Source organism: Actinoallomurus sp. CA-142502 (genome assembly GCF_050936355.1).
GTDB lineage: Bacteria > Actinomycetota > Actinomycetes > Streptosporangiales > Streptosporangiaceae > Actinoallomurus > Actinoallomurus iriomotensis.
Genome location: NZ_JBNJMY010000001.1, coordinates 854,510 through 877,628 on the forward strand (window position 1 = coordinate 854,510; position 23,119 = coordinate 877,628).

Sequence of the window (23,119 nt, forward strand, 5' to 3'; positions counted from 1 at the left end):
GCGACAACGCTGATGCGAAGCGCCTAAGGGTCGTGGCCTGGATTGGGCTTATCGTCTTGCTCGCCGATCGACGCGTCGGCCGGACGTTCTTCGTCGGCCCGCTTCTTCGCGGCTGCCATACCTTGGACGGTTGGGAGCGCCTGGCCGACCAGAGTCGGCCAAATCAAACGGCGTCTGTCACTACCAAGAGGGCGCGGCCCGGTTGACCGAGGATGGACTTTTCAGTGCCCCAAATACTCGGAAGACCGTTATTGAGCACCGCCGTGCATAGCGCGCAACCGCGCTTTGAGGATCTTGCCGGTGCCGTTGCGGGGGATCTCGTCGGTGAAGACGACCGAGGTCGGGAGTTTGTACCGGGCGAGCCGTTCCGCGAGTGAGCCGAGCAGGCGTTCGGCGGTCAGGTTCGAGCCCTCGCGGGGGACGACGATGGCGCGGCCCGTCTCACCCCAGCGTTCGTCCGGTACGCCGATGACCGCGCACTCCACCACGTCCGGGTCGGCGAGCAGGGCGTTCTCCACCTCGGCGGGATACACGTTCTCGCCGCCGGAGATGATCACGTCCTTGATGCGGTCGACGATGTAGGCGTAGCCGTCGGCGTCCAGGCGCGCGGCGTCGCCCGTACGGAACCAGCCGTCCGTGAACGCCCGCGCCGTCTCCTCCGGCAGTTCCCAGTAGCCGGACATGACGTGCGGGCCGTCGACGACGACCTCGCCGGTCTCGCCGGGTGGCACCTCGTCCAGACCTCCGGGGGCGACCACCTTCACGTCGGTGAAGAAGTGCGGCACGCCCGCCGAGCCGGCCTTGGCCACCGCGTGCGCCGCGTCGAGGAACAGGGTGCCGGGCGCCGCCTCCGTCATGCCGTACCCCTGGAGGAAGGTCAGCCCGCGCTCCTGGTACGTCGCGATGAGCGACGGCGGCACGGGCGCTCCGCCGCAGGTCAGCAGCCGCAGCGACGACAGGTCCGCCTCCGTCCAACGCGGTGAGCGGGCCACCGCCTGGAACATCGCCGGTACGCCGAACATGAAGGTGACCCGGTGCCGTTCGATCAGGTCGAAGGTGGCGTCCGGGTCGAACCCGGCGGTCAGCACGCAGGTGCCACCCTTGAGCAGCACCGGCAGCGTCAGCATGTTGAGCCCCGCCGTGTGGAACAGCGGCGCGGACACCAGGGCGACCTCGCGGGCGATCAGGTCGTGGTCGATCAGGACGTTGACGGCGTTCCAGGTGATGTTCCCGTGGGTGAGGACCGCGCCCTTGGGGCGTCCCGTGGTGCCGGACGTGTACATGATCATGCAGGGATCGTCGAGCGCGACCGGGGAGTCGATCGGCTCATCCGCCTCCGGCAGCCGATCGAGTTCCTCCCGCGCGATGGTGGTCACCGGAAGGTCGTCCACAGGCTGTGCATGGACCAGCACCGAGGTGCCCGAGTCGGTGAGCTGGTAGGCGATCTCCGGCCCGGCCAGCCGGGCGTTGAGGGGGACGAACACCCCGCCGAGCATCCCGGTGGCGAACAGCGTCTCCAGGAACGACGGATGGTTGAAGCCCAGGTAGGCGACCCGGTCGCCGGGCCCGACCCCGGCGCGGCGCAGTGCGTGCGCGAGCCGTACCACCCGGTCGCGTAACCGCGCGTACGTCACCGACCGGTCCTCGTGGACGAGGGCGATGTCGTCCGGGGTCTTGCGCGCTCGCCGTACCGGCCACGAGCCCAGTCCCTGGTCGCGCATCCGGGCCTCCTTGCCGGGGGGCGTCAGGAGGAAATTAGGTTGATCTGTGGCGAGAGTCAACGTTCGGCCTGGTTCGCGCGATGGCGAACCAGGCCTTGGTCGACTGGAGGGTCAGAAGTCGAATTCGACGGAGCCCGACGAGTCACTGAAATACTTGGTGGCGACGGCCAGCCATTGTCCGTTGACGTTCCGGTAGCCCACCGCCTCGTCGTTGGCCACGCCGCTCAGATTGGCGCTCCAGCAACCGCCCGGCGCCTCGACGTACGAAGCGAACCATCCGCGGTACGGAAACGCCACGTACTCATCGTGCGGGTCGATGTTGCCGCTGACGTTGCAGAACCGGAAGTTCACGCCGTCCGCGTGCGCCGCCGACGGGACCAATACCGATGCGAAAATACCCGCCGCGGTCAGACCCAGCATGGCCTTCATACGAGCACCCATAATGAGGTTCCCTTCGGTGTCGGAAGAACCGCCTTTTCAGGCAGTTCACTTCCGCATACGAGGCATGCGCGGGAACGGTTCAGGTCGCGGGGACGAAGCGGCGAACGGAGCCCCGGTCGTCCAGGCGGAACGCGTCGGCGTCGCGTACGCAGCGGGCCAGCAGGGCCTGAGCGTCGTCGTCGTTCAGGTCGCGGGGCAGCTCGAAGCCGGTGAAGTCGGCCGCGGAGACCCGCGCGCGGAACTCGTACTCGAATTCGGTTTCACCGATGTAGGTGAGGGCGACGCGCCCGTTCCACGCGATGTCGAAGCGGAACGGTGCCTGCCGTACCGGGAAGCGGATCCGGTGGTCGGCCACGGAGTCGTGGCCGAGCAGGTAGACGTGGAACGCGTAGTCGTCGTGGTCCTCGTATTCGGCCACCTGGTCGAGCGGGTCGACGTGGAACTCCCGTTCGGAGAGCCGGCCGAAGTCGAGCGGCTCGTCCGGCGTGCCGGCCACGAAGCCCTGCATGGCATCGATGGTGGTCCAGCCGTAGTTTCGCCAGGTCGCCCTGCCGCCGCCGAACGGATGGTCCTCCTCGCCGTCGAGTTCGGCCCGGTCGTCCTCGTCGTACGGCGCGCTCTTCAGGGAGAAGCCGAAACCGGCGCCGTCCTCCGGCGACAGCCAGCCCGTCCAGCGGAACTCGGCGATGCGGTGGCCGTCCGGCCACGGGTTGCCAGGGAACCAGATCCGGCCCTCGGTCATGGCGTCCCCCTGTCCGTCGACGGGCTCGGCAGGGAGCTTATTCACATACCCCCCTTGACGTGGAGGTTTCTGGACGGTTTCATACTCCTCACTCCCAGAGGCGTCGCTCAGCTCGCGCCTCGCCCCCATCTGTAAACGTTTACGACCACCCGGACGGCGTAGCCGTAAACGTTTACGGAGAACCCCGACTGGAGGTGGTCATGCGTCAGGGACCGACGATCACGACCATCGCCGAGCGTGCCGGCGTCTCGATCGCCTCGGTGTCGCGTGTCCTGAACGGGCTGCCCACCAGCGAGGCGACGGTCCGCGCCGTACGGGTCGCCGCCGAGGAGCTCGGCTACGTCCCCAACTCCGTGGCGCGGTCGCTGAAGTCGAGCCGGACGAACCAGGTCGCGTTCGCCATGGCGGACATCGGCAACCCGACGTACGTGGCGATGGTCCGGGCGATGCAGCCGGTGCTGAAGGACGCGGGCTTCCGCCTCATCCTGCACTCCACCGACGCCGACATCGACGACGAGCTCGACGTGCTGCGCCGGCTCGGCGAGCGGTACGCGGACGGCCTCATCATCAGCCCGATCCGCCTCACCGAGCGGCACCTTGAGGCGTTCGCCGAGGCGCGAGCCCCGGTCGTGGTCATCGGCTCGGTGCCCGACGGAACGCCCGTCGACAACGTACGGGCCGACTCGCGCACCGGGCTGCGTCTCGCCCTCGACCACCTGTACGCGCTGGGGCGGCGGCGCATCGGCTTCGTCAACGGCCCTCTCGACACGGTGCCGGGCGCCGCGCGCGCCCGCGCGTACGCCGACGCGCTGACCGAGCTGGGCCTGCCGCACGACCCGGCGCTCATCGAGATCGGCGACTTCTACCGCGCGGACGGCGCCGCCGCCACCCGAAGACTTCTCGCGCGGACCCGCCCGGACGCCCTCATGTGCGCCAACGACCTGATCGCGCTCGGCGCGCTGGACGTGCTGCGCGCGGAGGGGCTGAGAGTGCCCGAGGACGTCGCCGTGGTCGGCACCGACGACACCGACCTGGCGCCGGTGGCCTGGCCCACGCTCACCAGCGTCGCGCTCGGGTCGGCCGAACGCGGCCGCCGCGCGGCCGAGCTGATGCTCGACCGTCTCGCCGACGGCGACGCCGAGCCCCGCGTCGTCACGGTCGAACCCCGTCTGGTCGTTCGCGGATCGACGAAGGGCACCTCATGACAGCCGTCCAGGCCGCCGTCCGCGGCAGGGCCGCGCGTGGCCGCGGCGCCGACCGCGGCGTCTCGTTCCTCCTGCTTCCGGCGCTCATCCCGGTGCTGATCTTCAGCGTGGGTCCGCTGCTGTACGGGATCTACCTGTCCTTCACGGACGCGCGCGGCGGCCGCAACGCGGTCGTCTCCTTCGTGGGACTGAAGAACTTCGGCGAGGTGCTGACCGACGGGGACTTCTGGTCCTCCTTCAAGATCGGGCTGATCTGGGCGGTCAGCGTCACGGTGCTGCAGTTCGCCGCCGCGCTCGGACTCGCCCTGCTGCTCAACTCCGACCTGCGGCTCCGCGGGCTCGCCCGGGCGCTCGCGATGGCGCCCTGGGCGATGCCGCCGATCGTGATCGGCCTGATGTGGCGGCTCGTCTACCACCCGAACGCCGGCATCCTCAACGCGACGTTGCGCGACGCGCACGTCATAGGCCACAACGTCGACTGGCTGAACAACTTCGGCACCGCCCTGCCGGCGATCATCGTCGTCGGCGTGTGGACCGGGATGCCGCAGACCACCGTGGTCCTGCTGGCCGGGCTGCAGGGCGTGGCGTCGGAACTGCACGAGGCCGCCGCCGTGGACGGCGCGGGAGTGTGGCGGCGCTTCTGGAGCATCACGCTGCCGCAGCTCCGCCCGGTGATCATCGCGATCACCTCGCTCGACTTCGTCTGGAACATCAACCAGTTCGCGATGGTCTACGCGCTGACACAGGGCGGACCGGGCGGCCGTACGCGGCTGCCGATGCTCTTCGCGTACGAGGAGGCGTTCCGCTACGGGTTCTTCGGGTACGCGGCGGCGCTCGGCGTCGCGATCACCATCGTCGTGCTCGTCGTGCTCGGCCTCTACCTCTGGCGCCAGATGAGGGAGAACGCATGAGCAAGCCGCTCAAATACGTCGCGCTGCTCGCTTACCTGGTCTTTCTCGGGTTCCCGCTGCTGTGGCTGCTGTCGACGTCGTTCAAGACGCAGCGCGAGATGGCGACCCTGCATCCGCGCTGGATCCCGCACCACCCGACCCTGAGCAACTTCACCGACGCGTTCTCCACCCAGGACCTCACCGGGAGCGCGCTGCGCAGCCTGGTCGTCGCGCTCTCGGTGGCGGTCATCACGGTGGTGCTCGCGCTGCCCGCGGCGTACGCGCTGGCCCGGCACCGGTCGCTGCTCAACCGGGTGGCGATCGGGTGGGTGCTGGTCAGCCAGGTGTTCCCGGTGATGCTGATCATCATCCCGCTGTTCATGATCCTGCGGCGGCTGGACCTGGTGAACACGCTGCCGGGGCTGATCCTCGTGCACGTGACGTTCACGCTGCCGTTCGCGCTGTGGATGCTCCAGGGGTACGTCCGCGGCGTTCCGCGTGAGCTGGAGGAGGCGGCGGCCGTCGACGGCGCCGGGCGGCTGCGCACGCTCGTCCGGGTCATCGCCCCACTGCTGACCCCGGGGGTGATCGCCACCCTGCTGTTCGCCTTCATCTCCTCGTGGAACGAGTTCTTCTTCGCGCTCGTGATCCTCAAGGACCCGGACAAGGCGACGCTGCCGCTCACGCTCGTGAAGTTCACCGGCGCCGAACAGGCCGCCCGGCTGGGACCGCTCGCGGCGGCGTCCGTGCTGGCGACCATCCCCAGTCTCATCTTCTTCGCCGTCATCCAACGTCGGCTCCGCTCGGGCCTCACCGCCGGTGCCGTTAAGGGTTAATCAGGAGGTTGCCCATGCGTCGTCGTCTTCGTTCCGTGGCCGCGGTGGCCGCGGCCGCCGTGATCGGGCTGGCCGCCGGCTGTTCCGGCGGTGGCAGCAGCGATTCCGGCAAGCCGGTCAAGCTGAAGTTCCTCAGCCTTGCCTGGCAGAAGGACTCACTCGCGGCGAACAAACGCCTCGTCGCCGAGTGGAACAAGGAGAACCCCAAGATCCAGGTGCAGTACGTCCAGGGCAGCTGGGACAACGTGAACGACCAGCTCGTCACCTCCTTCGAGGGCGGCGACCCGCCGGACGTCATCCACGACGACTCCTCGGCGCTGGCCGGGTTCGCGAGCCAGGGGTACCTCACCGACCTGACCAAGCTGCTCCCGGCCGGCCTGAAGAGCGACATCCCGCAGGCGGCCTGGGGCACCGCGACGTTCGCCGGCCAGGGCGGCGGTGACCAGGGGATCTACGGCGTGCCGTTCCTCCAGGAGTCGCAGGTCATCCTGGCCAACAAGAAGCTGCTCGACGACGCCGGTGTGAAGGTGCCGACCGTCGACGCGCCGTGGACCTGGGACCAGTTCCAGCAGATCTCCAAGAAGCTCACGAGCGGCAAGCGCTTCGGCGTGGCCTGGGCGCTGAAGTCCCCGGTGAACCGCGTGCTCAACCTGTCGCTGAACTACGGCGGCACGTTCTTCCAGACCTCGGGCGGCAAGACGACGGTCAAGGTCGGCCCGCAGGAGCGCGAGGTGCTCCAGCGGATCCACGACCAGCTCTACAAGGACAAGAGCGCCGACCCCTCGGCGCTGGGCATGGGCACCGCCGACCCGCTGCCCGGCTTCTACGCCGGCAAGTACGCCATGCTCCCGGCGAGCATCTACATGCGCCAGCAGGTCATCGAGCAGGCGCCGAAGAACTTCGAGTGGGTCACCATCCCGCCGCTGAAGGGCCAGACGACGCAGCAGGGGGAGATCGCCCAGACGCTGTCCGTCGCCGCCGACAGCAAGCACCCGAAGGAGGCGGTGAAGTTCATCAGCTGGTTCCTCAACGGGCAGCACCAGGTGGAGCTGGCCAAGGGCGACTGGCTGATCCCGACGAGCCAGACCGCCGCCAAGGACCCGTCGCTGAACACCTCCAAGGACGGCTGGGACATCGCCACCGCCTCGGCGAAGAGCCTCATCCTCGCCCCGTACCTGAAGGTCGACGGCTACGACGAGTTCAAGACCAAGGTCGCCACGCCGGCGCTCCAGTCCTACTTCGCCAACAAGATCAGCATTGATCAGCTGGCGCAGAAGCTGACCGGCGACGGGGACAAGGTGCTGGCGAGATACCAGCATTGAGCGGCCAGATGACGATCGCGGACCGCGCTCGGGGGTGTCTGCTCGGCCTGGCGGCCGGCGACGCCCTCGGGCGCCCCGCCGAGAACCTCACCCCCGAGGAGATCACCCGGCGGTGGGGCCGGCTGACCGAGCTGGAGCCCGGCCCGGACGGCGTCGCGGCGGGCACCGACGACACCGAGTACGCGATCTTCGTGGGTCTGCTGCTCGAGACGTACGGTTCGGCGCTCACCAGTGAGGACGTCGCCCGTACGTACCGGGAGCAGATCCTGCCGATCAGCGGGCCGATGAAGGGCGCGGGCTTCTCCGAGCTCGGCACGGTCGAGGCGCTCCGCCGCGGGCTGGAGCCGCCGCTGACCGGGCTCTGGCATCGGCACGGCTGGTCCGACGGCCTGGCGATGCGCTCCGCCCCGTACGGGGTGTTCGCCGCGGGCGACCCGGCGGAGGCGGCGCGCCTCGCGGCGGTCGACGGCGCGGTCAGCCAGAACGGCGAGGGAGTGCACGGCGGCCGGGCGGTCGCAGCGGCGGTCGCCGTCGCGATGACCGGCGCGGAACCGGACGCCGTCGTGGCGGCGGGGCTGGCCGCCGTACCGGCCGACTCCTGGACGGCGCGCAGTGTCGGCGCCGCGATCCGGATCGCCGCATCCCGCGACGACCTGGCACGCCGCCTCCATGCGGCCGTGGTCACCCGCCACTACCCGTGGACGGACCTCGCGCCGGAGGCGGTCGCCCTCGCCTTCGCCGCCTACCTGGCCGGCGGCGGTGACGTCGAGGAGTCCGCGGTGACCGCGGTGAGCCTCGGCCGGGACGCGGACACGACCGCCGCGATCGCGGGCGCGCTCGCCGGCGCGGGCCGGGGCGAGGGCGGGATCCCGGCGCGCTGGGCGCGCGCCATCGGCCCGGCCCGTGGCGCGTGCCTGCCCACGGTCGCGGGCCGGGACGTACGCGAGGTCGCCGACGCCCTGGTGCGGCGACGGATGAGCGGCTGACGAGCGGAGGAACGGACATGTCATCGGGGGATGATCGGGTGCGCGGCGCCTTCGCCGGGCTCGCCATCGGCGACGCGGCCGGCTGGCCCGCCGCCCGGCACCGGTGGGCGCTGCTGGCCCCGTGGACGCGCAGGCTCGGCCGGGAGCTCGACGCGTTCGCCGAGGAGCACCGTGTCACGGCGCTGCCCGTGCCGTTCGCGCTGAACCAGCCGGTCGCCGCGCTGGGCATCGGCCCCTCCGACGACGCGGAGTGGCTCGCCTGGACCGCCCGCACGCTGGAGGAGGACCGCCGGGCCGCGTTCGCCGCGCTGGACGACACCGTACGGGCCCGGATCTCGGTCCGCACGGCCCTGGACAACCTGGCGCGCGGGCTGGATCCGCCCGCCAGCGGTCACGACAACCCGCACTACTTCGACGACGCCGCGGCGGTACGCGCGGTGGCGTTCGGCGCGGCGTCACCGGGCGACCCGGAGGCGGCCGCCCGGCGGGCCCGCGCCGACGCGGAGGTCACCAACGCCGGGGACGGCGTGCACGGGGCCGCCGCGATGGCCTCGGCGGTCGCCGTCGCGGTGGCGGGCGGGTCCGCCGTCGACGCCGTCGACGCCGGGCTCGCCGCGCTGCCCTGCGGCACCGCGATCCGGCAGGCGGCGCTGGACGCGCTCGACGCGCCGGGCGACGCGTTCGCCGTGGTCCCCGCGCTCGACGCGGCGGTGCAGGACCACGTCTACAGCTACGGGGTGGCCGCCGCGCAGACCGTACCGGTCGCGCTGGCGCTGACCAACGCGTCGGCGGGCGACCTGACCCGCGCCGTGCCGGCCGCCGCCTGCCTCGCCTCGCTCGCCGACTCCGCACCCGCGCTGACCGGCGCGCTGACCGGTGCGCTCACCGGCTACGCGGCACTGCCGGAACCCTGGCGGGCCAGTACCAGAGTGCTCGCCGGATGCTGCCTGCCGGACCTGGCGGGCGCGGACCTCATCGCCATCGCCGACGGCGTCGCCGAACGATCCGGCGCACGCACGGAAGGGAAACAATGACGCTCCTACAGGACAAGGCCGTCGGAGCCATCACCGGTGCCGCGGTCGGCGACGCGCTCGGCGGGGCCACGGAGGGGTGGACGCCCGAGCAGATCCGCGAGCGCTACGACGGCTGGGTGACGGGCATCGTCCCGCCGTACTTCGCCGACTGGCGCAACGCGCGGCCGATCGCGCCGTACCACAAGGGCGACGGGCACGTCACCGACGACACCCTCATGACGCACGCGCTGATCCGCGTGTACGAGCGGGCCGGCGGCCACCTGGACGCGTACGCGGCGGCGGAGTACCTCGTGCCCGAGATGATGGGCGAGAAGCGCTGGATCCCCGAGCTGGAGGCGGAGGCGCTGCCGCTGCAACGGGTGTTCCTGGCCGAGAAGTGGCTGGTCCTGCGCCTGCACTACGGCCACGTCGACCCGCGCGAGGCCGGTGTGGGCAATATCGTCAACTGCGGCGCCGCGATGTACATGGCGCCGGTCGGCGTGGTCAACGCCGCCGACCCCGACGGCGCGTACGCCGAGGCCGTCGAGCTGGCGGGCGCGCACCAGTCCAGCTACGGACGCGAGGCGGCGGGCGTGTTCGCGGCGGCGGTCGCCGAGGCGATGCGGCCCGGCGCGACGCCCGACTCCGTGGTCGCGACGGCGATCCGGGTGGCCAGGGACGGCACCCGCGCCGCGGTCGAGGCCGTCTGCGAGCGGGCGCGCGACTTCACGCACTGGGACGGCTCGTTCGCTGGGCTGCGCGAGGCGGTCCGTCCGTACGACACGGTCGCCGACACGTACCGCGACCAGGGGCTGGGCGCGCGCCGGCCGAGCCGGACGCACAGCATCGAGGAGCTGCCGCTCGCCCTCGCGTTCCTGCTGATCGGGGCGGGAGACTTCCGCGACACCGTGCTCGGCGCGGTCAACTACGGCCGCGACGCCGACTCGATCGCCAGCATGGGAGGCGCCATCGCCGGCGCCCTGGGCGGGGCGGACGCCGTACCCGCCGACTGGCGCGGGGACATCTCCACCGCCAGCCGGCTGGACCTGGAGGCGCCCGGCCGGGCCATCGCGGCCGTGGCCGAGCGCGTCCACGCGGCCGACGTCGAGCGGAGGCGCACGCACGAGCGTGCGTTCGAGGGGCTGCTGGCATGAGGCTGACCTGGATCCAGCCGGAGGACCTCGTCGGGCACGAGCTGCGGCAGGCCGAGCAGGACGGCCGGGACGTCTCCGCGATCGCCGACCGCTGGCACGCGGCGGGCGGGCACGACGCGCCGCCCCGCGCCGGCGCCTCCCCGGAGCCGGCCGAGCCGGACCTGCGCGCGCTCGCCGACGACCTGCTCGCCGAGCTCGACACGATTCCCTCGCCGCTGCACGAGCCGACCGCCCTGCCGGAGATCATCGCGGCCTGCCCGGACTGGCCCGCCGCCACGCCCGCCACCGTGAAGGAGGACCGCGTGTACGGCGCGTGGCTGGGCCGCGCGGCCGGCTGCGTCCTCGGCAAGCCGGTGGAGAAGATCCCGCGCGAGGGCATCCGGGAGATCGCCGAGGCCACCGGGAACTGGCCGATCCGCGGCTGGTTCACCGCGAAGGGCCTGCCCCGGGAGATCGCCGATCGGTGGCCGTGGAACCGCCGCAGCGCGGTGAACAGCCTCGCCGAGAACCTCGACGGCACACCCGAGGACGACGACCTGAACTTCCCGATGCTGGCGCTGACGCTGCTCGAACGACACGGGCCGCACTTCACCACGGACGAGGTCGCCCAGGCCTGGCTGGACGAGCTGCCCGCCGGACGGGTGTTCACCGCCGAGCGCGTCGCCTACCGGAACCTGCTGCTCGGCGTCGAACCGCCGCGGACCGCGACGTACCGAAACCCGTTCCGCGAGTGGATCGGCGCGCAGATCCGCACCGACGTCTACGGCTGGGTCAACCCGGGCGATCCCGCGGCCGCGGCCGCCATGGCGCACCGCGACGCGTGCCTCAGCCATACGGCCAACGGGGTCTACGGCGCGATGTTCGCCGCGGCGATGTGCGCGACCGCCCTCGTCGCCGACTCGGTGGACGAGGTGCTGCGGGCCGGCCGGGCGGTGCTGCCGGAGGGCTCGCGGATGGCGTGCGCGGTCGACGAGGCCGTCACCTCGGCCCGCGCCGAACCCGACCTCGACCGGCTCCTCGACGGGCTGCACGAGCGTCACGCCGGTCTGCACTGGGTGCACTCGGTCAACAACGCCGCCCTGGTCGCGGCCGCCCTCGCCCACGGGGACGGCGACTTCACCCGTTCGATCGCGGCGGCGGTGGCCGGCGGCTGGGACACCGACTCCGACGGCGCGACCGTCGGCTCGATCGCCGGGGCACTCGGCGGCGCCCCGGGCCTGCCCGAGGCGTGGACCGCGCCGCTGCGCGACCGGATGACCAGCAGCCTCACCGGCTTCGACGGCGTGCGGATCAGCGAGCTGGCCGAGCGCACCACCGCCCTCGCGAACCTCGGGGCGGAGGCGTTGTGACGAAACCGCTGGAGGGCGTCCGCGTCCTGGACATCGCGACGCTGTTCGCCGGCCCGATGGCCGCGATGTTCCTCGGCGACTTCGGCGCCGAGGTCGTCAAGGTCGAGCACCCCCGCCGGCCGGACCCGTCGCGGGGGCACGGCGCGGCCAAGGACGGCATCGGGCTGTGGTGGAAGATGCTCGGCCGCAACAAGCAGACGATCACCCTCGACCTGTCCGCGCCGGAGGGGCAGGAACTGCTGCTGCGCCTGGCCCGCGACGCGGATGTGATCATCGAGAACTTCCGGCCCGGCACCCTCGAACGCTGGAACCTGTCCTACGAACGGCTCAGCGAGGCCAACCCCGGCCTGGTGCTCGCGCGCGTCACCGGCTTCGGCCAGTTCGGCCCGTACGCCCGGCGCCCGGGGTTCGGCACGCTCGCCGAGGCGATGAGCGGGTTCGCCGCGATGACCGGCGAGCCGGACGGCCCGCCGACGCTGCCGCCCTTCGGCCTCGCCGACGGCATCGCCGCGCTCGCCACCGCGTACGCCGTGATGACCGCGCTGCGCGCCCGCGACGCGAGCGGCACGGGCCAGGTGGTGGACCTGTCCATCATCGAGCCGATCCTCACCGTGCTCGGCGGCCAGCCCACCGCGTACGACCAGCTCGGCGTCGTCCCGCCGCGTACCGGGAACCGGTCGGTCAACAACGCGCCGCGCAACACCTACCGGTGCTCCGACGGCTCGTGGGTGGCCGTCTCGACGTCGGCGCAGAGCATCGCCGAGCGCGTGATGCGGCTGGTCGGACACCCCGAGTACCTGGACGAACCGTGGTTCGCCACCGGGGCGGGCCGTGCCGAGCACGCCGACGAGCTCGACGCGGCCGTCGCCGCGTGGGTCGGCGCGCGCACCCGCGCCGAGGTGCTGGAGTCCTTCGAGCGGGCCGAGGCGGCCGTCGCGCCGATCTACGACGTCGCCGACATCATGGCCGACCCCCAGCTCGCGGCGCTGGAGGCGATCACCACCGTGGACGATCCCGACCTGGGGGCCGTGCGCATGCAGAACGTGCTGTTCCGCCTGTCGGGCACGCCGGGCGCCGTACGGTGGAGCGGCCGGTCCCACGGCGCGGACACCGACCGGATCCTCGGCTCCCTTGGGCTGAGCGCGGACGACATCGCCGGGCTGCGCTCGCGGGGGGTCGTCTGATGCCGACTTTGCTCTACGTACCGGCCGACCACGCCCGCAGGGCCGAGAAGGCGCTGGCCTCCAGCGCGGACGTGGTGATCCTCGACCTGGAGGACGCCGTCGCGGTCGCGCACAAGGAGTCCGCGCGGGCGGCGGTCGTGCGGCTGCTCGCGGATCCGCCGCGACCGATCCAGGTCCGCGTCAACGACCTGCGCACCCCGTACGGCCGCGCCGACCTGGCCTCCCTGGCGCCGCTGCTGTCGCGCACCGACGGCGTACGGCTGCCGAAGATCGAGTCGGCGGACCAGGTACGGGAGGCGGCGGCGTTCGCGCCGGGGGTCGCGCTGCATCCGCTGCTGGAGTCGGCACTCGGGGTCGAGCGGGCCTACGACGTCGCCCGCGCCCACCCGCGCGTGGCGAGCATCGGCCTGGGCGAGGCCGACCTGCGCGCCGACCTGGGCGTGTCGGACGACGCGGGCCTGACCTGGGCGAGGTCACGGGTCGTCGTGGCGGCCCGCGCCGCGGGCCTGCCGGCTCCGGTGCAGTCGGTGTATCCCGACGTCGCGGACCTGGACGGCCTGGCGGCCTCCTGCCGGATGGGCCGGGCCCTGGGTTTCCGGGGGCGGGCCGCGATCCATCCGGCGCAGCTACCGGTGATCGCCGAGGCGTACCGGCCGGACCCGGCCGAGGTCGAGGCGGCGCGCCGCGTCGTCGAGGCGTTCGCGTCCGCCACGGTCACGGACACGGGAGCCGTCGCCCTGGAGAACGGCGCGTTCGTCGACCTCGCCGTGGTCCGCCAGGCCGAACGCCTTCTCGCGGAGGTCAATTCGGGTGATTAGGCGGAGTGTTCGGATCTATCGTTGAGATCATGATTTCGGGTGCCGAGGTGCTGCACGCCGGAGTGCTGCAGAAGCTCGTCTCATCGTTCCTCGTGCCCTTGCGGATCGAGGCCGCGGCGGGCGCGCCGTTCCGTGCGCACGTCAAGCATGCCGACGTCGGGCCCATGGTCGTCGCCCGCGTGCGCAGTACGCCCCACGCCGTCGTACGGCGGCCGGGGGCCATCACCTCGACCGACCGGGATCTGTTCAAGCTCGTCCTGCACCGCCGCGGCGGCCTGGACGTGGCGCAGGCCGGCCACCGGGCCCGCATGCGCCCCGGTGACATCGTGATCTTCGACGCCACCCGGCCGTACAACGTCACGGCCCCGGACTCCTGCGACGTCGTGGTCGTCGGCGTGCCGCGTGCGGCGTTCGGCAGCAGAGCGGACGCCGTCGCACGCCACGGCGCGCGTGTGCTGCCCGCCGACCGGGGCACCCGATCGGTCATCGCGTCCGTGCTGACCGGACTGGCCGACCACCTCGACGAACTGCCCGGCCCCGGCGGCGTACGAATCGCCGACGCCATGACGTCGCTGGTCGTCGCGGCGTTCACCGACAGCACGCCCGAGCGCGTCGACACCGGCACGGAGTTCGCCGACCGGATCCTGGCGTACACGCTGGCGAACCTGGACGACCCGACCCTGTCCGCGGAGTCCGTGGCCGCACGGCACGGGATCTCCGTCCGTCACCTGCATACGCTGCTGCGCCACCGCGACGTGACATTCGCGGCATGGGTCCGATCCGAACGCCTGCGCCGGATACGGTCCGACCTCCTCGACCCGACTCTCGCGGGCCGTACGACGGCGTCGATCGCCGCCCGGTGGGGACTGCGCGACTCGGCCCATCTGTCCCGCGCGCTCAAACGAGAGTACGGCCAGACCGCCGCCGACCTCCGCCGGGAACTCCGCCGAGGCGCGCTGACCGACCGGCCATAGCACGGCTTCCTGTCGGAGGGACTTTGCAGGCTGGCGGCCTCTTTCCGAGACCTGGAGGGCACATGACCGCCGGACGGTTGGCCGAGAGCGACCATTCGCCGCTCCTGCGCACCGACTTCACCGATGACGAGGCCTGGCGGTCGCTGCTCGACGAGGTCGGCGACGACTGGCTGACGGTCATGGAGGACGCCGATCACCGTGGCCTGTCCGTCCCGGAACTCCTGGCGCTGGTCCCGGACGACAGCCGCTATCCGGTGCTCGTCGTCGCCGACGATGTGACGTTCTCCTCGGCCGAGCGTTCGTTGCTGCTGGTCGACCTCCGCGAGGAGCCCGGCCGGACGTTCCGGGCGGGGCCCGACGCGTTCCGGTCCGCCATCGGCAACCTGGCGATCCAGAACCAGAGCTTCGACGACTACGTCCGCTGCCTCGACGACTCGGGCGTCTACCGGATCTCCGACCGCCAGCGCCAGGCCCTGGCCGAGCTCCAAGCCCTCAGCCACCCGAGCACGGACATGCCGCAGGCGCGCGTGCTGGCATCGGGAGCCTCACGTGCAAGTCTCGGACGCCCCAGCCGGCCTGCCCGATCCGCACAGCCGAGAAAGCCGAGCGCGCCACCCGAAACCTGAGCCGTCACCTCGCCCCCTCGGTCACCTCCGGATATCGCGTACGGGCAGCAGCGGGCCCTGCTCGTCGATGTAGAGCATCGTGTCGTCCGACATGTTCGACACAAGCCGATCGAGCGTTATCCGTTCCCATCCCGTGCAGTCCTCGGGAATCCGCCAGCCGCGTGCCGGCGTTCCGGTGGTCGTCACGCCAAGCCATCGGGCGCTCCCGACATTGAGTACGGCAGGTGCGCCGTCCTCACGTACGGGAATCTCCAACGACGGGGCTTCGGCCAGCCGTTCGGCCATGAGGGTGCGTCGGTCCAGTAGCAGATCACGGTGCTTCGCATGCTCCCGAGCGGTCTCAGTCACATCGCGAGTTCTCTGTTTCTCCGGAACTCGACGCTCGTACTCTTGGAGGAGGCCTTCGCCGGCATCTTTCAGTTCGAACCTGATTCCCCTGTCGCCCGGATAAGGGAGTCGGTGGTCATACCCGCCAGGATAGATATCCCCTGGTATTCCGTCAGGGAACGCTACACAAAACCACGTCTCTAGTGTATATGGGGATTCGCCAGTGTCGTCGGGGTTTATGGTGGTCTTTAGGTGCGTGCACGCATCGCAAGTTGACCACTGCTTCTTTTCTAGCATCCGATCTCATCCTTGAAGTGTCTGTCGACTACCGTGCCGATGGCCCTTGCGATGGGCCGAGGATGCGGATCGAGTTGCCACTCGCTGAAGCCCTCGGCGATCATCTCCATGGTGTTTTTAGTGGCAGCGTAACGGCTCAATCCGTCGATGACCGCCTGCGGCCCCGGTGGGAACGCTACGACGAGGCTGTCCGGGTCAACGCTGATTCCCGCGCTCCTTAGCTCTCCTGTCAACTCCCTCTTAATCGCAGAGTTCTTGCGAAGCCTGTTTTCGATCACGTGCCCGAACTCATGATATAGCGTACCCTCGGCGGTGCCGCTGATGTTCCAGTTTCGTGCCCGATCATTGGCGGCCTCAAGGTCTGTCGTGCTTTTGTCGGTGAAATGCGATTGGCCGAAATATATTCCCGGCTCGATTTCGCCGCCTCCCGTGGGCCGCTGGCCCTCATGAATGGCGTGGCCGAGAGCGTTCGGCCCCGAGCCGTTTTCACTCATGCGGTGAGAGTCGAGTACCTTGATGATTCCTACGTGGCGAAACACACTCGGGTACTCGCGTGCCATGCGGGTTATCGCCTTGTTGAGTTCCAGGGCGTTGGCCGGATCGATGGGGTGGCTGGTGTAGTCGACGCGCACGCCATGCTTTTCGGTTAAGCCGCGTATATCGCTTTCAGCCTTCCGGAGCTCCGCGAGTTGTTCCGGGGTGAACTCCGGGATGTCTGATTCTGGCCCCGCGCCGTTACGCACGGATTCGTCGATCGGGCGGCCGTGCTTCTCCCCGCTGGAGGCGGCGGCTGCGGCGAGGCGGCTGTCGGCGCGGGAGGGGAACGCATCGTCATCGGGGCGATCCGGCGGCGGGCGTCGTTCGGCTGGGGGCTGCTGCTCGACGTACCCGACATCCCATTCCGGGCTCGTTCCAGCGCGGTCAACGGCCATATGCCGCTCCTCGGCGGGCGACGAACCCGGTGGTCATGCCCTCACGTCCCCTGACATCTCCCGACGACGAATCTGACCACGTTCGATGAATCCCGAGCAAGCGAAACTCCGAGCAGGTATCGGAGGTGGCGTCGTATCGTTCGGTTCAGGAACAACGGGAGGGCAGTGGCATGAAACGCAGGACGCGCGTCGTCGTCGCGGGTGGGGTCGTGGTCGTCGGGCTCGGGGCCGGGATCGCCGTCGCGTACGGCGTGCACGCGGGTAAGCAGCCCGAGGACACCGTCACCGTTCGCTCGACGCAGGATCCGCACGACGTCGCCACGTACTGGACCGACGAACGCATGCGGAACGCCAAGCCCGGCTGACAAGGATCGTTGAAATGTCCTTCGGCTCCGGCTCCGGCTGGTTATTCTCCGACCGTTTCGACGGATTCGGGGACGGAGGAACAGGGTGGCTTTTCGACGGTGGGCCCTGGCGGTCGCGCTGGGGGCGACGGTGCTCGCACCGGTCACGGCGGCGCACGCGGACGCGGGTTACGTTCCCGGGCAGTTCATCGCCAAGCAGTACACCGAGGCGCTCGGCCGGCTCCCCGACCAGGCGGGCTGGCAGGGTGACGTCGCGTACTTCCAGTCCGACGGCTGCAACGTCACCACGCTCGCCAACGTCGGGCGGTCCATCTACACCTCCTCGGAGTTCGCCGGGCTCGGGTACGACGACGACGCCAAGGTGCTCGCCCTCTACCGGGGGGCGATCAACCGCGAGCCCGACGAGGCCGGCTTCGACAACTGGATCGGGCAGCTCAACGGCGGCATGGCCTGGTCCACCGTCGTGGACAAGTTCTTCACCGGCGGGGAGTTCACCGCGCTCGTGCCCAAGATCTGCACGGGGGTCAGGGACGGCAGCGGCTCGTCGTACCAGTTCGGCACAATCCCGGCGTTGACCCTGCCGACCGGCGGCAGCGGGTTCACCGGCACCGGCGCCGACCTGCAGAAGGTCCTCGACGCCACGCCCAAGGGCGGCACGGTCTACCTCGCCTCGAAGGCCGTCGTACGGCTCGGCGCCAAGCTGCGGATCCCCGCCGGGGTGACCCTCGCGACCACCGGTCGCCCCGACCCGCGCCACTACGCGTCGATGGGCCGGCTCGTACGCGACGGCGCGTTCAACGACCGGCTCGTCGAGCTCGGCGACGGCGCCCACCTGGAGAACGTCTGGGTCGACGGCGCGCGCGACACCCCGGAGAACTCCGACGCGAGCCGCGACAACGTCGTGCTCGACGGCGGCACCGGAACCTCCGTCACCAACAGCAAGATCTCCAACTCCGCCGGGCCGCAGGCGGTGTACGCGCTGGGCGCCTTCGACGGGTACGCCTGCGCCGACGTCGAGATCAGCGGGAACGTGATCACGGCCTACTCCAGCGACCACGTCAAGACCAACACCTGGAGCGACGGCGTCGCGGTGACCTGCCAGGACGCCACGGTCAGCGACAACCAGATCGTGGACGCCTCCGACGTCCCGATCGTGCTCTACCGCTCGCAGCCGGTGACGGGCGCCACGGTCGCCCAGCAGTCCAAGGTCACGGGCAACACGGTGCTGAACGCGGGCAACTCCGCGTACGGCGGTCTCGGCCTGGACCCGCTGCCGTCCGACACGCCGGCGACCGTCGGCTTCACCGGGGCGACCATCAGCGGCAACACGATGTGGACCAGCCCGAACACCCATTACGTCATCGGGCTGGTCGACGGGACGCGCTCCTGGTTCGGGCCCAAGTCCAACACCGGCAGCGGCGGTGAGATCTCCGGAAACACCACCGGCTCGCAGACCGCCCGGGTCGTCACCGGCATCGGCGCGACCGGCATGCTGCACACCACGATCACCGGCAACACCATGAAGTGGAGCCATGTGAGCGGCGTCAGCAAGTGCCCGAACGTCGACTTCGCCGCGTCGATCTCGGCCGGCACCGCCTCGGGCACGTTCTCACCCACCCCGGTCGACGTCGCGTTCGACGGCTGCGTCTAGGCGTCCGCTGGACGCTTGGGCGGCCGAGCGGCGGGAAGTTGAAAGACGTGACGGACACCGACGTGCTGATCATCGGGGCGGGGATGGCGGGCCTGGCCGCCGCCCGGCGGGCCCAGCGCGACGGCGTCGACTTCCTGCTCCTGGAGGCGGGCGACTGCGTCGGCGGACGCGTGGCCACCGACGAGACCGACGGGTTCCTCCTGGACCGCGGCTTCCAAGTGGTCAACACGGCGTATCCACGACTCGCCGCCCTGGTCGACCTGGCAGCTCTGGACCTGGGCTGCTTTCGGTCCGGAGTGCTGGTCCGCCATGGAGACCGGCTGGAACGCTACGCCCATCCGCTGCGCGACCCGCGGGGCGTGCCGGGCATGCTGGAGTCGGCCGTCGGCGGTGTCGGCACCGTCACCGATCGGGTCCGGCTGGCCGCGATCATCGCCCGGTACGCCGCCCTGCCCCCGGCGCGGCTGCTGGACGAGCCGGAGACCACCACCGCCCAGGCGATGAGCGGGCTGTCCCCGGCGATGCTCGACGGTCTCGTCCGCCCGTACCTCACCGGGGTGTTCGCCGACCCGGAACTGGCCACCTCCAGCCACGTCCTCGCCATGATCGTGCGGTCGTTCGTCCACGGCCGCATCGGTCTGCCCCGTACGGGGGTGGGAGCGGTGCCGGCGGCGCTCGCCGCACCGCTGCCGGCCGAACGGATCCGGCTCCACACCCCCGTGGAGCGATTGAGCGGCACCACGGCGCACACCCCCTCCGGCCCGGTACGGGCACGCGTGGTGCTGGTCGCCACCGACCCGGTCACGGCCGCCCGGTTGCTGCCCGAGCTACCGGCACCGGTCATGCACGCGCTGACCACCGTCTACCACGCCGCGTCCGAACCCCCGCTGGAGGAGGCGACGCTCGTCCTGGACGCCGACGGGTTCGGCCGGCCCGGCGGCCCGTCGATCGCGAACACCGTCGTCGTCAGCAACGCCGTACCGGCCTACGCCCCGCCCGGCCGGCACCTGATCGCCACCACGGTCGCGGCGCCCGACGCCGACCACGCCGCGGTCAGGGCCGAGCTGGCGCGTGTGTACGGCACGGTGACCGGAGAATGGGAACATCTGGCGACCGTGCGGATCCCGCACGCGCTACCCGACGCGTCACCGCCCATGGACCGGCTACGCCGTCCGGTCGCGCTGGGCGACGGCCGGTATGTCGTCGGCGACCACCGCGACAGCCCGTCCGTGCAGGGTGCGCTCACCAGCGGTTGGCGGGCGGCCGCCGCGATCACCGCTCCGGATCGCCGAGGTCGGCGGTGACGCCGTAGTGGTCGCTGGCCTGGACGCCGTCGACCGGTTCGGCGAAGAGCCGCCGGCAGTCGCGGATCGGCAGCGTGGGGCCGCCGTGCAGGCCGCAGCGTACGAGCACGTAGTCGATCCGCCCGAACGGCCAGTCTCCGTCCACCATGAGCGGGTTGTCGGGGGTGTAGGTGACGCCCGGCTCATCCGGGTGGATCCGCTCCCAGGCGTCCCGGTAACAGACGCTCATCCCGTCCAGGGACTGGCGGCCCGTCCAGAACCGGATGCTCGCCGACTCGGGTGCCGCGTCGAGGTCCCCGGCCAGTACGACGTGCGGGTCCTGTCCGTCCGAGAGGTCGTCGATCAGGCGCGCGGCGGCGACGGCCTGGAGCTCGCGCTCGTACTCCATGTCCAGCCGCCAGCTGGGGAAGTGGTTGACGAACAGCAGCGGCCCGATCGGGTCCGGCGCCTCGATGCGCGCGGCCATCGTCGTGCAGGCGAACCCGGCCGTCCGCGGCGTGACGTTCAGGTCGGCCTCGCGCACCTCGCCGATCGGCCACCGGCTGCCGATCGCGATGGTCTGCCCGTCCGTCTCGCGGGCCGCACCGCGCGCGAGGTGATATCCCGGACCGAGCAGGTCGGCGGCCTGGTCGTACGACGAGGTCTCGATCACTTCCTGGAAGGCCACGAGGTCGGGGTCGAGTTCGCCGATTCCCTTCTTGAGCACCTCTCGCCGCTGCGCCCAGTCTCCGCGCGTGCCCCAGAGGTTCATGGTCATCACCCGCATGAGCGAGCCGGTACCCGGCGTTCAGGCGATGATGCCCGAAGTTCGATCCGATAATGAGCTCGTGTCCGAGCAGATTCCCGATCACCTCGACTTCGTCGGCCCCGGCTGGCATCCGCTGCTGCTACGCCTGCACGAGCGACTGCTGGCCGTCAGCCCCACCTACCGCGTCCAGCAGGTCAAGGAGAAGTACGGCACCTTGCGCGTGCAGCTCTACACCGGCTTGCTGCGCCACCTGAACATGGGAAACACCGACTGGCCCGACCCCGGCCAGTCCGCACGCTACAAGGCGGAGGACGACGCGGCGAGGGAGCTCGTCCACGCCGCCGAGCGAGAGTCGGCCGGGATCTGTGAGTCCTGCGGCAACCCGGGCGCTCCCCGCGAGCGTGCCTGGATCAAAACCCTCTGCGACGACTGCGCCGGCTGCCGCTGAGTCCGGAGTCAGCCCCCGGAGCCGGGGCGTGGGGAGACGACCGGGCGTACGCGGCCCCGGCGGCGGTTGACGTAGGCGGCCACCACGGTTGCGGCGCCGAGGAGTAGCGACAGCAGGAGCGCGAGTTCGTCCTTGTGCACGTGGACGCGGTCGGCGATCTCCGGCCGGAGCAGGCCGTGCGGGTCGATGAGCATGCGCACCGGCACGCCCGTCGCGTGCGGCTGCCGGGAGCGGATCGGGTAGACCTTGCCGCCCGGGCAGTGGACGTCGAAGTCGTCACTCGTGCCGGCGTAGCGCTGCGCCGGGATCTCGCACGTCACCGTGTGGTCCATGGTGGCCAGCGCGATCGGCGTCGGCGCCATCATGACGGCGGCGCAGATGAGCCCGGCGCCCACCGCGCCGACGAGGCCGAAGTAGCCGCCGCCCACGATCGCCACGCCGATCGTGAAGAACCCGGCGGCGACGATCAGCAGCAGGGCCGCGAACACGACCGAGTGCGGCGGCAGGGTGTACAGCACGCCGCAGAGCAGGGTGAGCACCAGCGCGGACGCGATGAGACGCCCGCCGGTGGCCGCGCTGCCCGCGCGTCGTCGCCGCAGCGGCGTGCCCACCACGACGACGAGGCAGATCACCCCGAACGTGCCCAGGAGGACCGACGCCCCGACGGAGTCGGGGGACAGCGCCTCGATCAGCGCGGTGCTCAGCAGCAGCGCGATCCCCAGCACGAGGAGACCGGCGGCCCACCAGGATCTACGCCTTTGCATCATGGCAGGACCCTACGGACCGTTCACCCAGGTTGGCGACCGATTCCCAGAGTCCCTGCCACGCCTCCTCCGTGTCGGGGGAACGGTCGTGCGGCGCGCGGAACCAGTCGACGTAGCAGGCCACCTCCTCGAGGTCCCAGCGGAGCCGGTACAGCGCGAGGGCGGAGGCGTCGACCGTACGGCCGGCGGCGTCGGCGTACCGTTCCAGGTCTTCCGGGCTCTCCGCGACCGACCACAGGTCGCGTTCGGGCGGCGCGAGCCCGACCGTGTCCCAGTCGACCAGCAGGTGACCGTCCTCGTACCGCAGGAGGTTGCCCGGGTGCGGCTCGCCGTGGGTGAGGACGGGCGCGCCGCCGCGTGTCCGCACGTCCTCGACCAGCCGGTCGAACTCCTCCAGCCGTCGCCGGATCGCCCGAGCGTGTCCGGCGAGCAGGGCTCTGGCGGGTTCGGCGAACGGCCCGGCCGCCCAGCCGATCGCGCCGTCCAGAGCGCTCCGCAGGAGGTCGCGCGTTGACAGCTCCAGGCCGAGCACCGCCGCCGACGCCGGAGGCGCCTGCCGATGCAATACGGCGAGCAGCTCCAGCACGGCGCCCCGCTCGGACTCGGTCCGCGGCCGGTCGAAGTCGCCGGACGTCCCGGCCAGGAACGGGAAGACGCTGACGGCGTACCGAGGGCCGAGCGGGCGTACGGTCTCGCCACCGGCGGCCGGCAGAGGCGCGACCACGAAGGCCAGGTCGCGCAGGGCCGCGGCGGTGTCCATGGCCGCACGCAGGTGCCGCAGCGCGGCGTGCGCGTCCGGCTCACCCTTGAGCCGGAGGTCGGCGACGGTGACGAACCACTTCTCCCCGCCGCCGGCCGCGATCCAGTGGTGGTCGCCGAAACCGACCGGCGCGTACTCCAGCGACGTCGCACCGATGCCCCACGCGTCCAGCGCCCGGAGCAGGCGCTCCTCATCGAGGTCTTCCGGCCGTGCCCTCACGCCGGTCACGTTAGGCGGTCGCGGCCGCCTCCGCACCGCGATA

At 71.2% G+C, this 23,119-nt stretch carries 24 protein-coding genes; 16 read left to right on the plus strand and 8 right to left on the minus strand.

The genetic code is table 11. The features are described 5' to 3' along the window. Positions 1-248: 248 nt before the first annotated feature. The 3 genes from ACQEV1_RS04570 to ACQEV1_RS04580 form a co-directional block, all read right to left on the minus strand. On the minus strand, positions 249-1,721 hold the full coding sequence (locus tag ACQEV1_RS04570; RefSeq protein WP_433391557.1) for an acyl-CoA synthetase: 1,473 nt from the start codon (positions 1,719-1,721) through the stop codon (positions 249-251). Between the two features lie 111 nt (positions 1,722-1,832). Beyond that, complete coding sequence (locus tag ACQEV1_RS04575; protein WP_285575106.1) at positions 1,833-2,150, minus strand: hypothetical protein; 318 nt, start codon at positions 2,148-2,150, stop codon at positions 1,833-1,835. A gap of 91 nt (positions 2,151-2,241) precedes the next feature. After that, complete coding sequence (locus ACQEV1_RS04580; RefSeq protein ID WP_433391559.1) at positions 2,242-2,949, minus strand: hypothetical protein; 708 nt, start codon at positions 2,947-2,949, stop codon at positions 2,242-2,244. 155 nt (positions 2,950-3,104) lie between these two features. Here ACQEV1_RS04580 and ACQEV1_RS04585 point away from each other — a divergent pair, with 155 nt between their 5' ends. From ACQEV1_RS04585 to ACQEV1_RS04640, 12 genes are all read left to right on the plus strand, one after another. Continuing rightward, positions 3,105-4,109 carry a LacI family DNA-binding transcriptional regulator gene (locus ACQEV1_RS04585; RefSeq protein WP_285633270.1) on the plus strand — a complete coding sequence of 335 codons (1,005 nt, stop codon included), beginning with the start codon at positions 3,105-3,107 and terminating at the stop codon, positions 4,107-4,109. Continuing rightward, on the plus strand, positions 4,106-5,020 hold the full coding sequence (locus ACQEV1_RS04590) for a carbohydrate ABC transporter permease (protein WP_285633266.1): 915 nt from the start codon (positions 4,106-4,108) through the stop codon (positions 5,018-5,020). The genes ACQEV1_RS04585 and ACQEV1_RS04590 overlap by 4 nt, the downstream gene beginning before the upstream one ends. Beyond that, positions 5,017-5,835, plus strand: coding sequence for a carbohydrate ABC transporter permease (locus tag ACQEV1_RS04595; protein ID WP_285575119.1), 819 nt, complete (start codon positions 5,017-5,019; stop codon positions 5,833-5,835). Before ACQEV1_RS04590 ends, ACQEV1_RS04595 begins: the two co-directional genes overlap by 4 nt. A gap of 14 nt (positions 5,836-5,849) precedes the next feature. Further along, complete coding sequence (locus tag ACQEV1_RS04600) at positions 5,850-7,157, plus strand: ABC transporter substrate-binding protein (protein WP_285633263.1); 1,308 nt, start codon at positions 5,850-5,852, stop codon at positions 7,155-7,157. An 8-nt stretch (positions 7,158-7,165) separates the two neighbouring features. Further along, a complete protein-coding gene (locus ACQEV1_RS04605) occupies positions 7,166-8,143 on the plus strand; it encodes an ADP-ribosylglycohydrolase family protein (RefSeq protein ID WP_285633260.1) in 978 nt (325 codons plus the stop codon). A gap of 17 nt (positions 8,144-8,160) precedes the next feature. Further along, positions 8,161-9,177 (plus strand): ADP-ribosylglycohydrolase family protein, encoded by a 1,017-nt coding sequence (locus ACQEV1_RS04610; protein ID WP_433391564.1) that lies wholly within the window; start codon positions 8,161-8,163, stop codon positions 9,175-9,177. Then, complete coding sequence (locus tag ACQEV1_RS04615) at positions 9,174-10,310, plus strand: ADP-ribosylglycohydrolase family protein (protein WP_285633254.1); 1,137 nt, start codon at positions 9,174-9,176, stop codon at positions 10,308-10,310. The genes ACQEV1_RS04610 and ACQEV1_RS04615 overlap by 4 nt, the downstream gene beginning before the upstream one ends. Continuing rightward, positions 10,307-11,659, plus strand: a complete 1,353-nt coding sequence (locus ACQEV1_RS04620; RefSeq protein ID WP_433391566.1) for an ADP-ribosylglycohydrolase family protein — start codon at positions 10,307-10,309, stop codon at positions 11,657-11,659. The genes ACQEV1_RS04615 and ACQEV1_RS04620 overlap by 4 nt, the downstream gene beginning before the upstream one ends. Beyond that, complete coding sequence (locus tag ACQEV1_RS04625; protein ID WP_285633250.1) at positions 11,656-12,843, plus strand: CaiB/BaiF CoA transferase family protein; 1,188 nt, start codon at positions 11,656-11,658, stop codon at positions 12,841-12,843. Before ACQEV1_RS04620 ends, ACQEV1_RS04625 begins: the two co-directional genes overlap by 4 nt. After that, positions 12,843-13,661: an HpcH/HpaI aldolase/citrate lyase family protein gene (locus ACQEV1_RS04630; RefSeq protein ID WP_433391570.1), complete on the plus strand. Its 819-nt coding sequence runs from the start codon at positions 12,843-12,845 to the stop codon at positions 13,659-13,661. Before ACQEV1_RS04625 ends, ACQEV1_RS04630 begins: the two co-directional genes overlap by 1 nt. A gap of 29 nt (positions 13,662-13,690) precedes the next feature. Continuing rightward, positions 13,691-14,635, plus strand: coding sequence for a helix-turn-helix domain-containing protein (locus ACQEV1_RS04635; protein ID WP_433391573.1), 945 nt, complete (start codon positions 13,691-13,693; stop codon positions 14,633-14,635). A 62-nt stretch (positions 14,636-14,697) separates the two neighbouring features. Then, positions 14,698-15,261: a DUF6924 domain-containing protein gene (locus ACQEV1_RS04640; protein ID WP_433391575.1), complete on the plus strand. Its 564-nt coding sequence runs from the start codon at positions 14,698-14,700 to the stop codon at positions 15,259-15,261. Positions 15,262-15,282: 21 nt separating this feature from the next. Here the strand turns inward: ACQEV1_RS04640 and ACQEV1_RS04645 are convergent, their stop codons facing one another. Further along, entirely contained in the window at positions 15,283-15,885 is a 603-nt protein-coding gene (locus ACQEV1_RS04645; RefSeq protein ID WP_433391577.1) for a hypothetical protein, read from the minus strand. Next, positions 15,879-16,817 (minus strand): hypothetical protein, encoded by a 939-nt coding sequence (locus ACQEV1_RS04650; protein ID WP_433391580.1) that lies wholly within the window; start codon positions 16,815-16,817, stop codon positions 15,879-15,881. The genes ACQEV1_RS04645 and ACQEV1_RS04650 overlap by 7 nt, the downstream gene beginning before the upstream one ends. Positions 16,818-16,987: 170 nt before the next feature. Between ACQEV1_RS04650 and ACQEV1_RS04655 the strand changes: the two genes are divergently transcribed. The 3 genes from ACQEV1_RS04655 to ACQEV1_RS04665 all read left to right on the plus strand — a co-directional run bounded on the left by ACQEV1_RS04655 (position 16,988) and on the right by ACQEV1_RS04665 (position 20,137). After that, positions 16,988-17,182, plus strand: a complete 195-nt coding sequence (locus ACQEV1_RS04655; RefSeq protein WP_433391583.1) for a hypothetical protein — start codon at positions 16,988-16,990, stop codon at positions 17,180-17,182. 85 nt (positions 17,183-17,267) lie between these two features. Then, positions 17,268-18,833: a DUF4214 domain-containing protein gene (locus ACQEV1_RS04660; protein ID WP_433391586.1), complete on the plus strand. Its 1,566-nt coding sequence runs from the start codon at positions 17,268-17,270 to the stop codon at positions 18,831-18,833. Between the two features lie 47 nt (positions 18,834-18,880). Then, positions 18,881-20,137: an FAD-dependent oxidoreductase gene (locus tag ACQEV1_RS04665; protein WP_433391588.1), complete on the plus strand. Its 1,257-nt coding sequence runs from the start codon at positions 18,881-18,883 to the stop codon at positions 20,135-20,137. On the opposite strand, the gene ACQEV1_RS04670 is transcribed toward ACQEV1_RS04665, so the two are convergent. Next, positions 20,106-20,894, minus strand: a complete 789-nt coding sequence (locus tag ACQEV1_RS04670) for an endonuclease/exonuclease/phosphatase family protein (RefSeq protein ID WP_433391591.1) — start codon at positions 20,892-20,894, stop codon at positions 20,106-20,108. The genes ACQEV1_RS04665 and ACQEV1_RS04670 overlap by 32 nt on opposite strands. A 70-nt stretch (positions 20,895-20,964) precedes the next feature. Here ACQEV1_RS04670 and ACQEV1_RS04675 point away from each other — a divergent pair, with 70 nt between their 5' ends. Then, entirely contained in the window at positions 20,965-21,333 is a 369-nt protein-coding gene (locus tag ACQEV1_RS04675; RefSeq protein ID WP_285633221.1) for a hypothetical protein, read from the plus strand. A gap of 8 nt (positions 21,334-21,341) precedes the next feature. Here ACQEV1_RS04675 and ACQEV1_RS04680 read toward each other — a convergent pair whose 3' ends face one another. Both ACQEV1_RS04680 and ACQEV1_RS04685 read right to left on the minus strand, forming a co-directional pair. Next, positions 21,342-22,100, minus strand: a complete 759-nt coding sequence (locus tag ACQEV1_RS04680) for a hypothetical protein (protein ID WP_433391595.1) — start codon at positions 22,098-22,100, stop codon at positions 21,342-21,344. Next, complete coding sequence (locus ACQEV1_RS04685; RefSeq protein ID WP_433391598.1) at positions 22,084-23,076, minus strand: phosphotransferase; 993 nt, start codon at positions 23,074-23,076, stop codon at positions 22,084-22,086. Before ACQEV1_RS04685 ends, ACQEV1_RS04680 begins: the two co-directional genes overlap by 17 nt. Between the last annotated feature and the right edge of the window lie 43 nt (positions 23,077-23,119).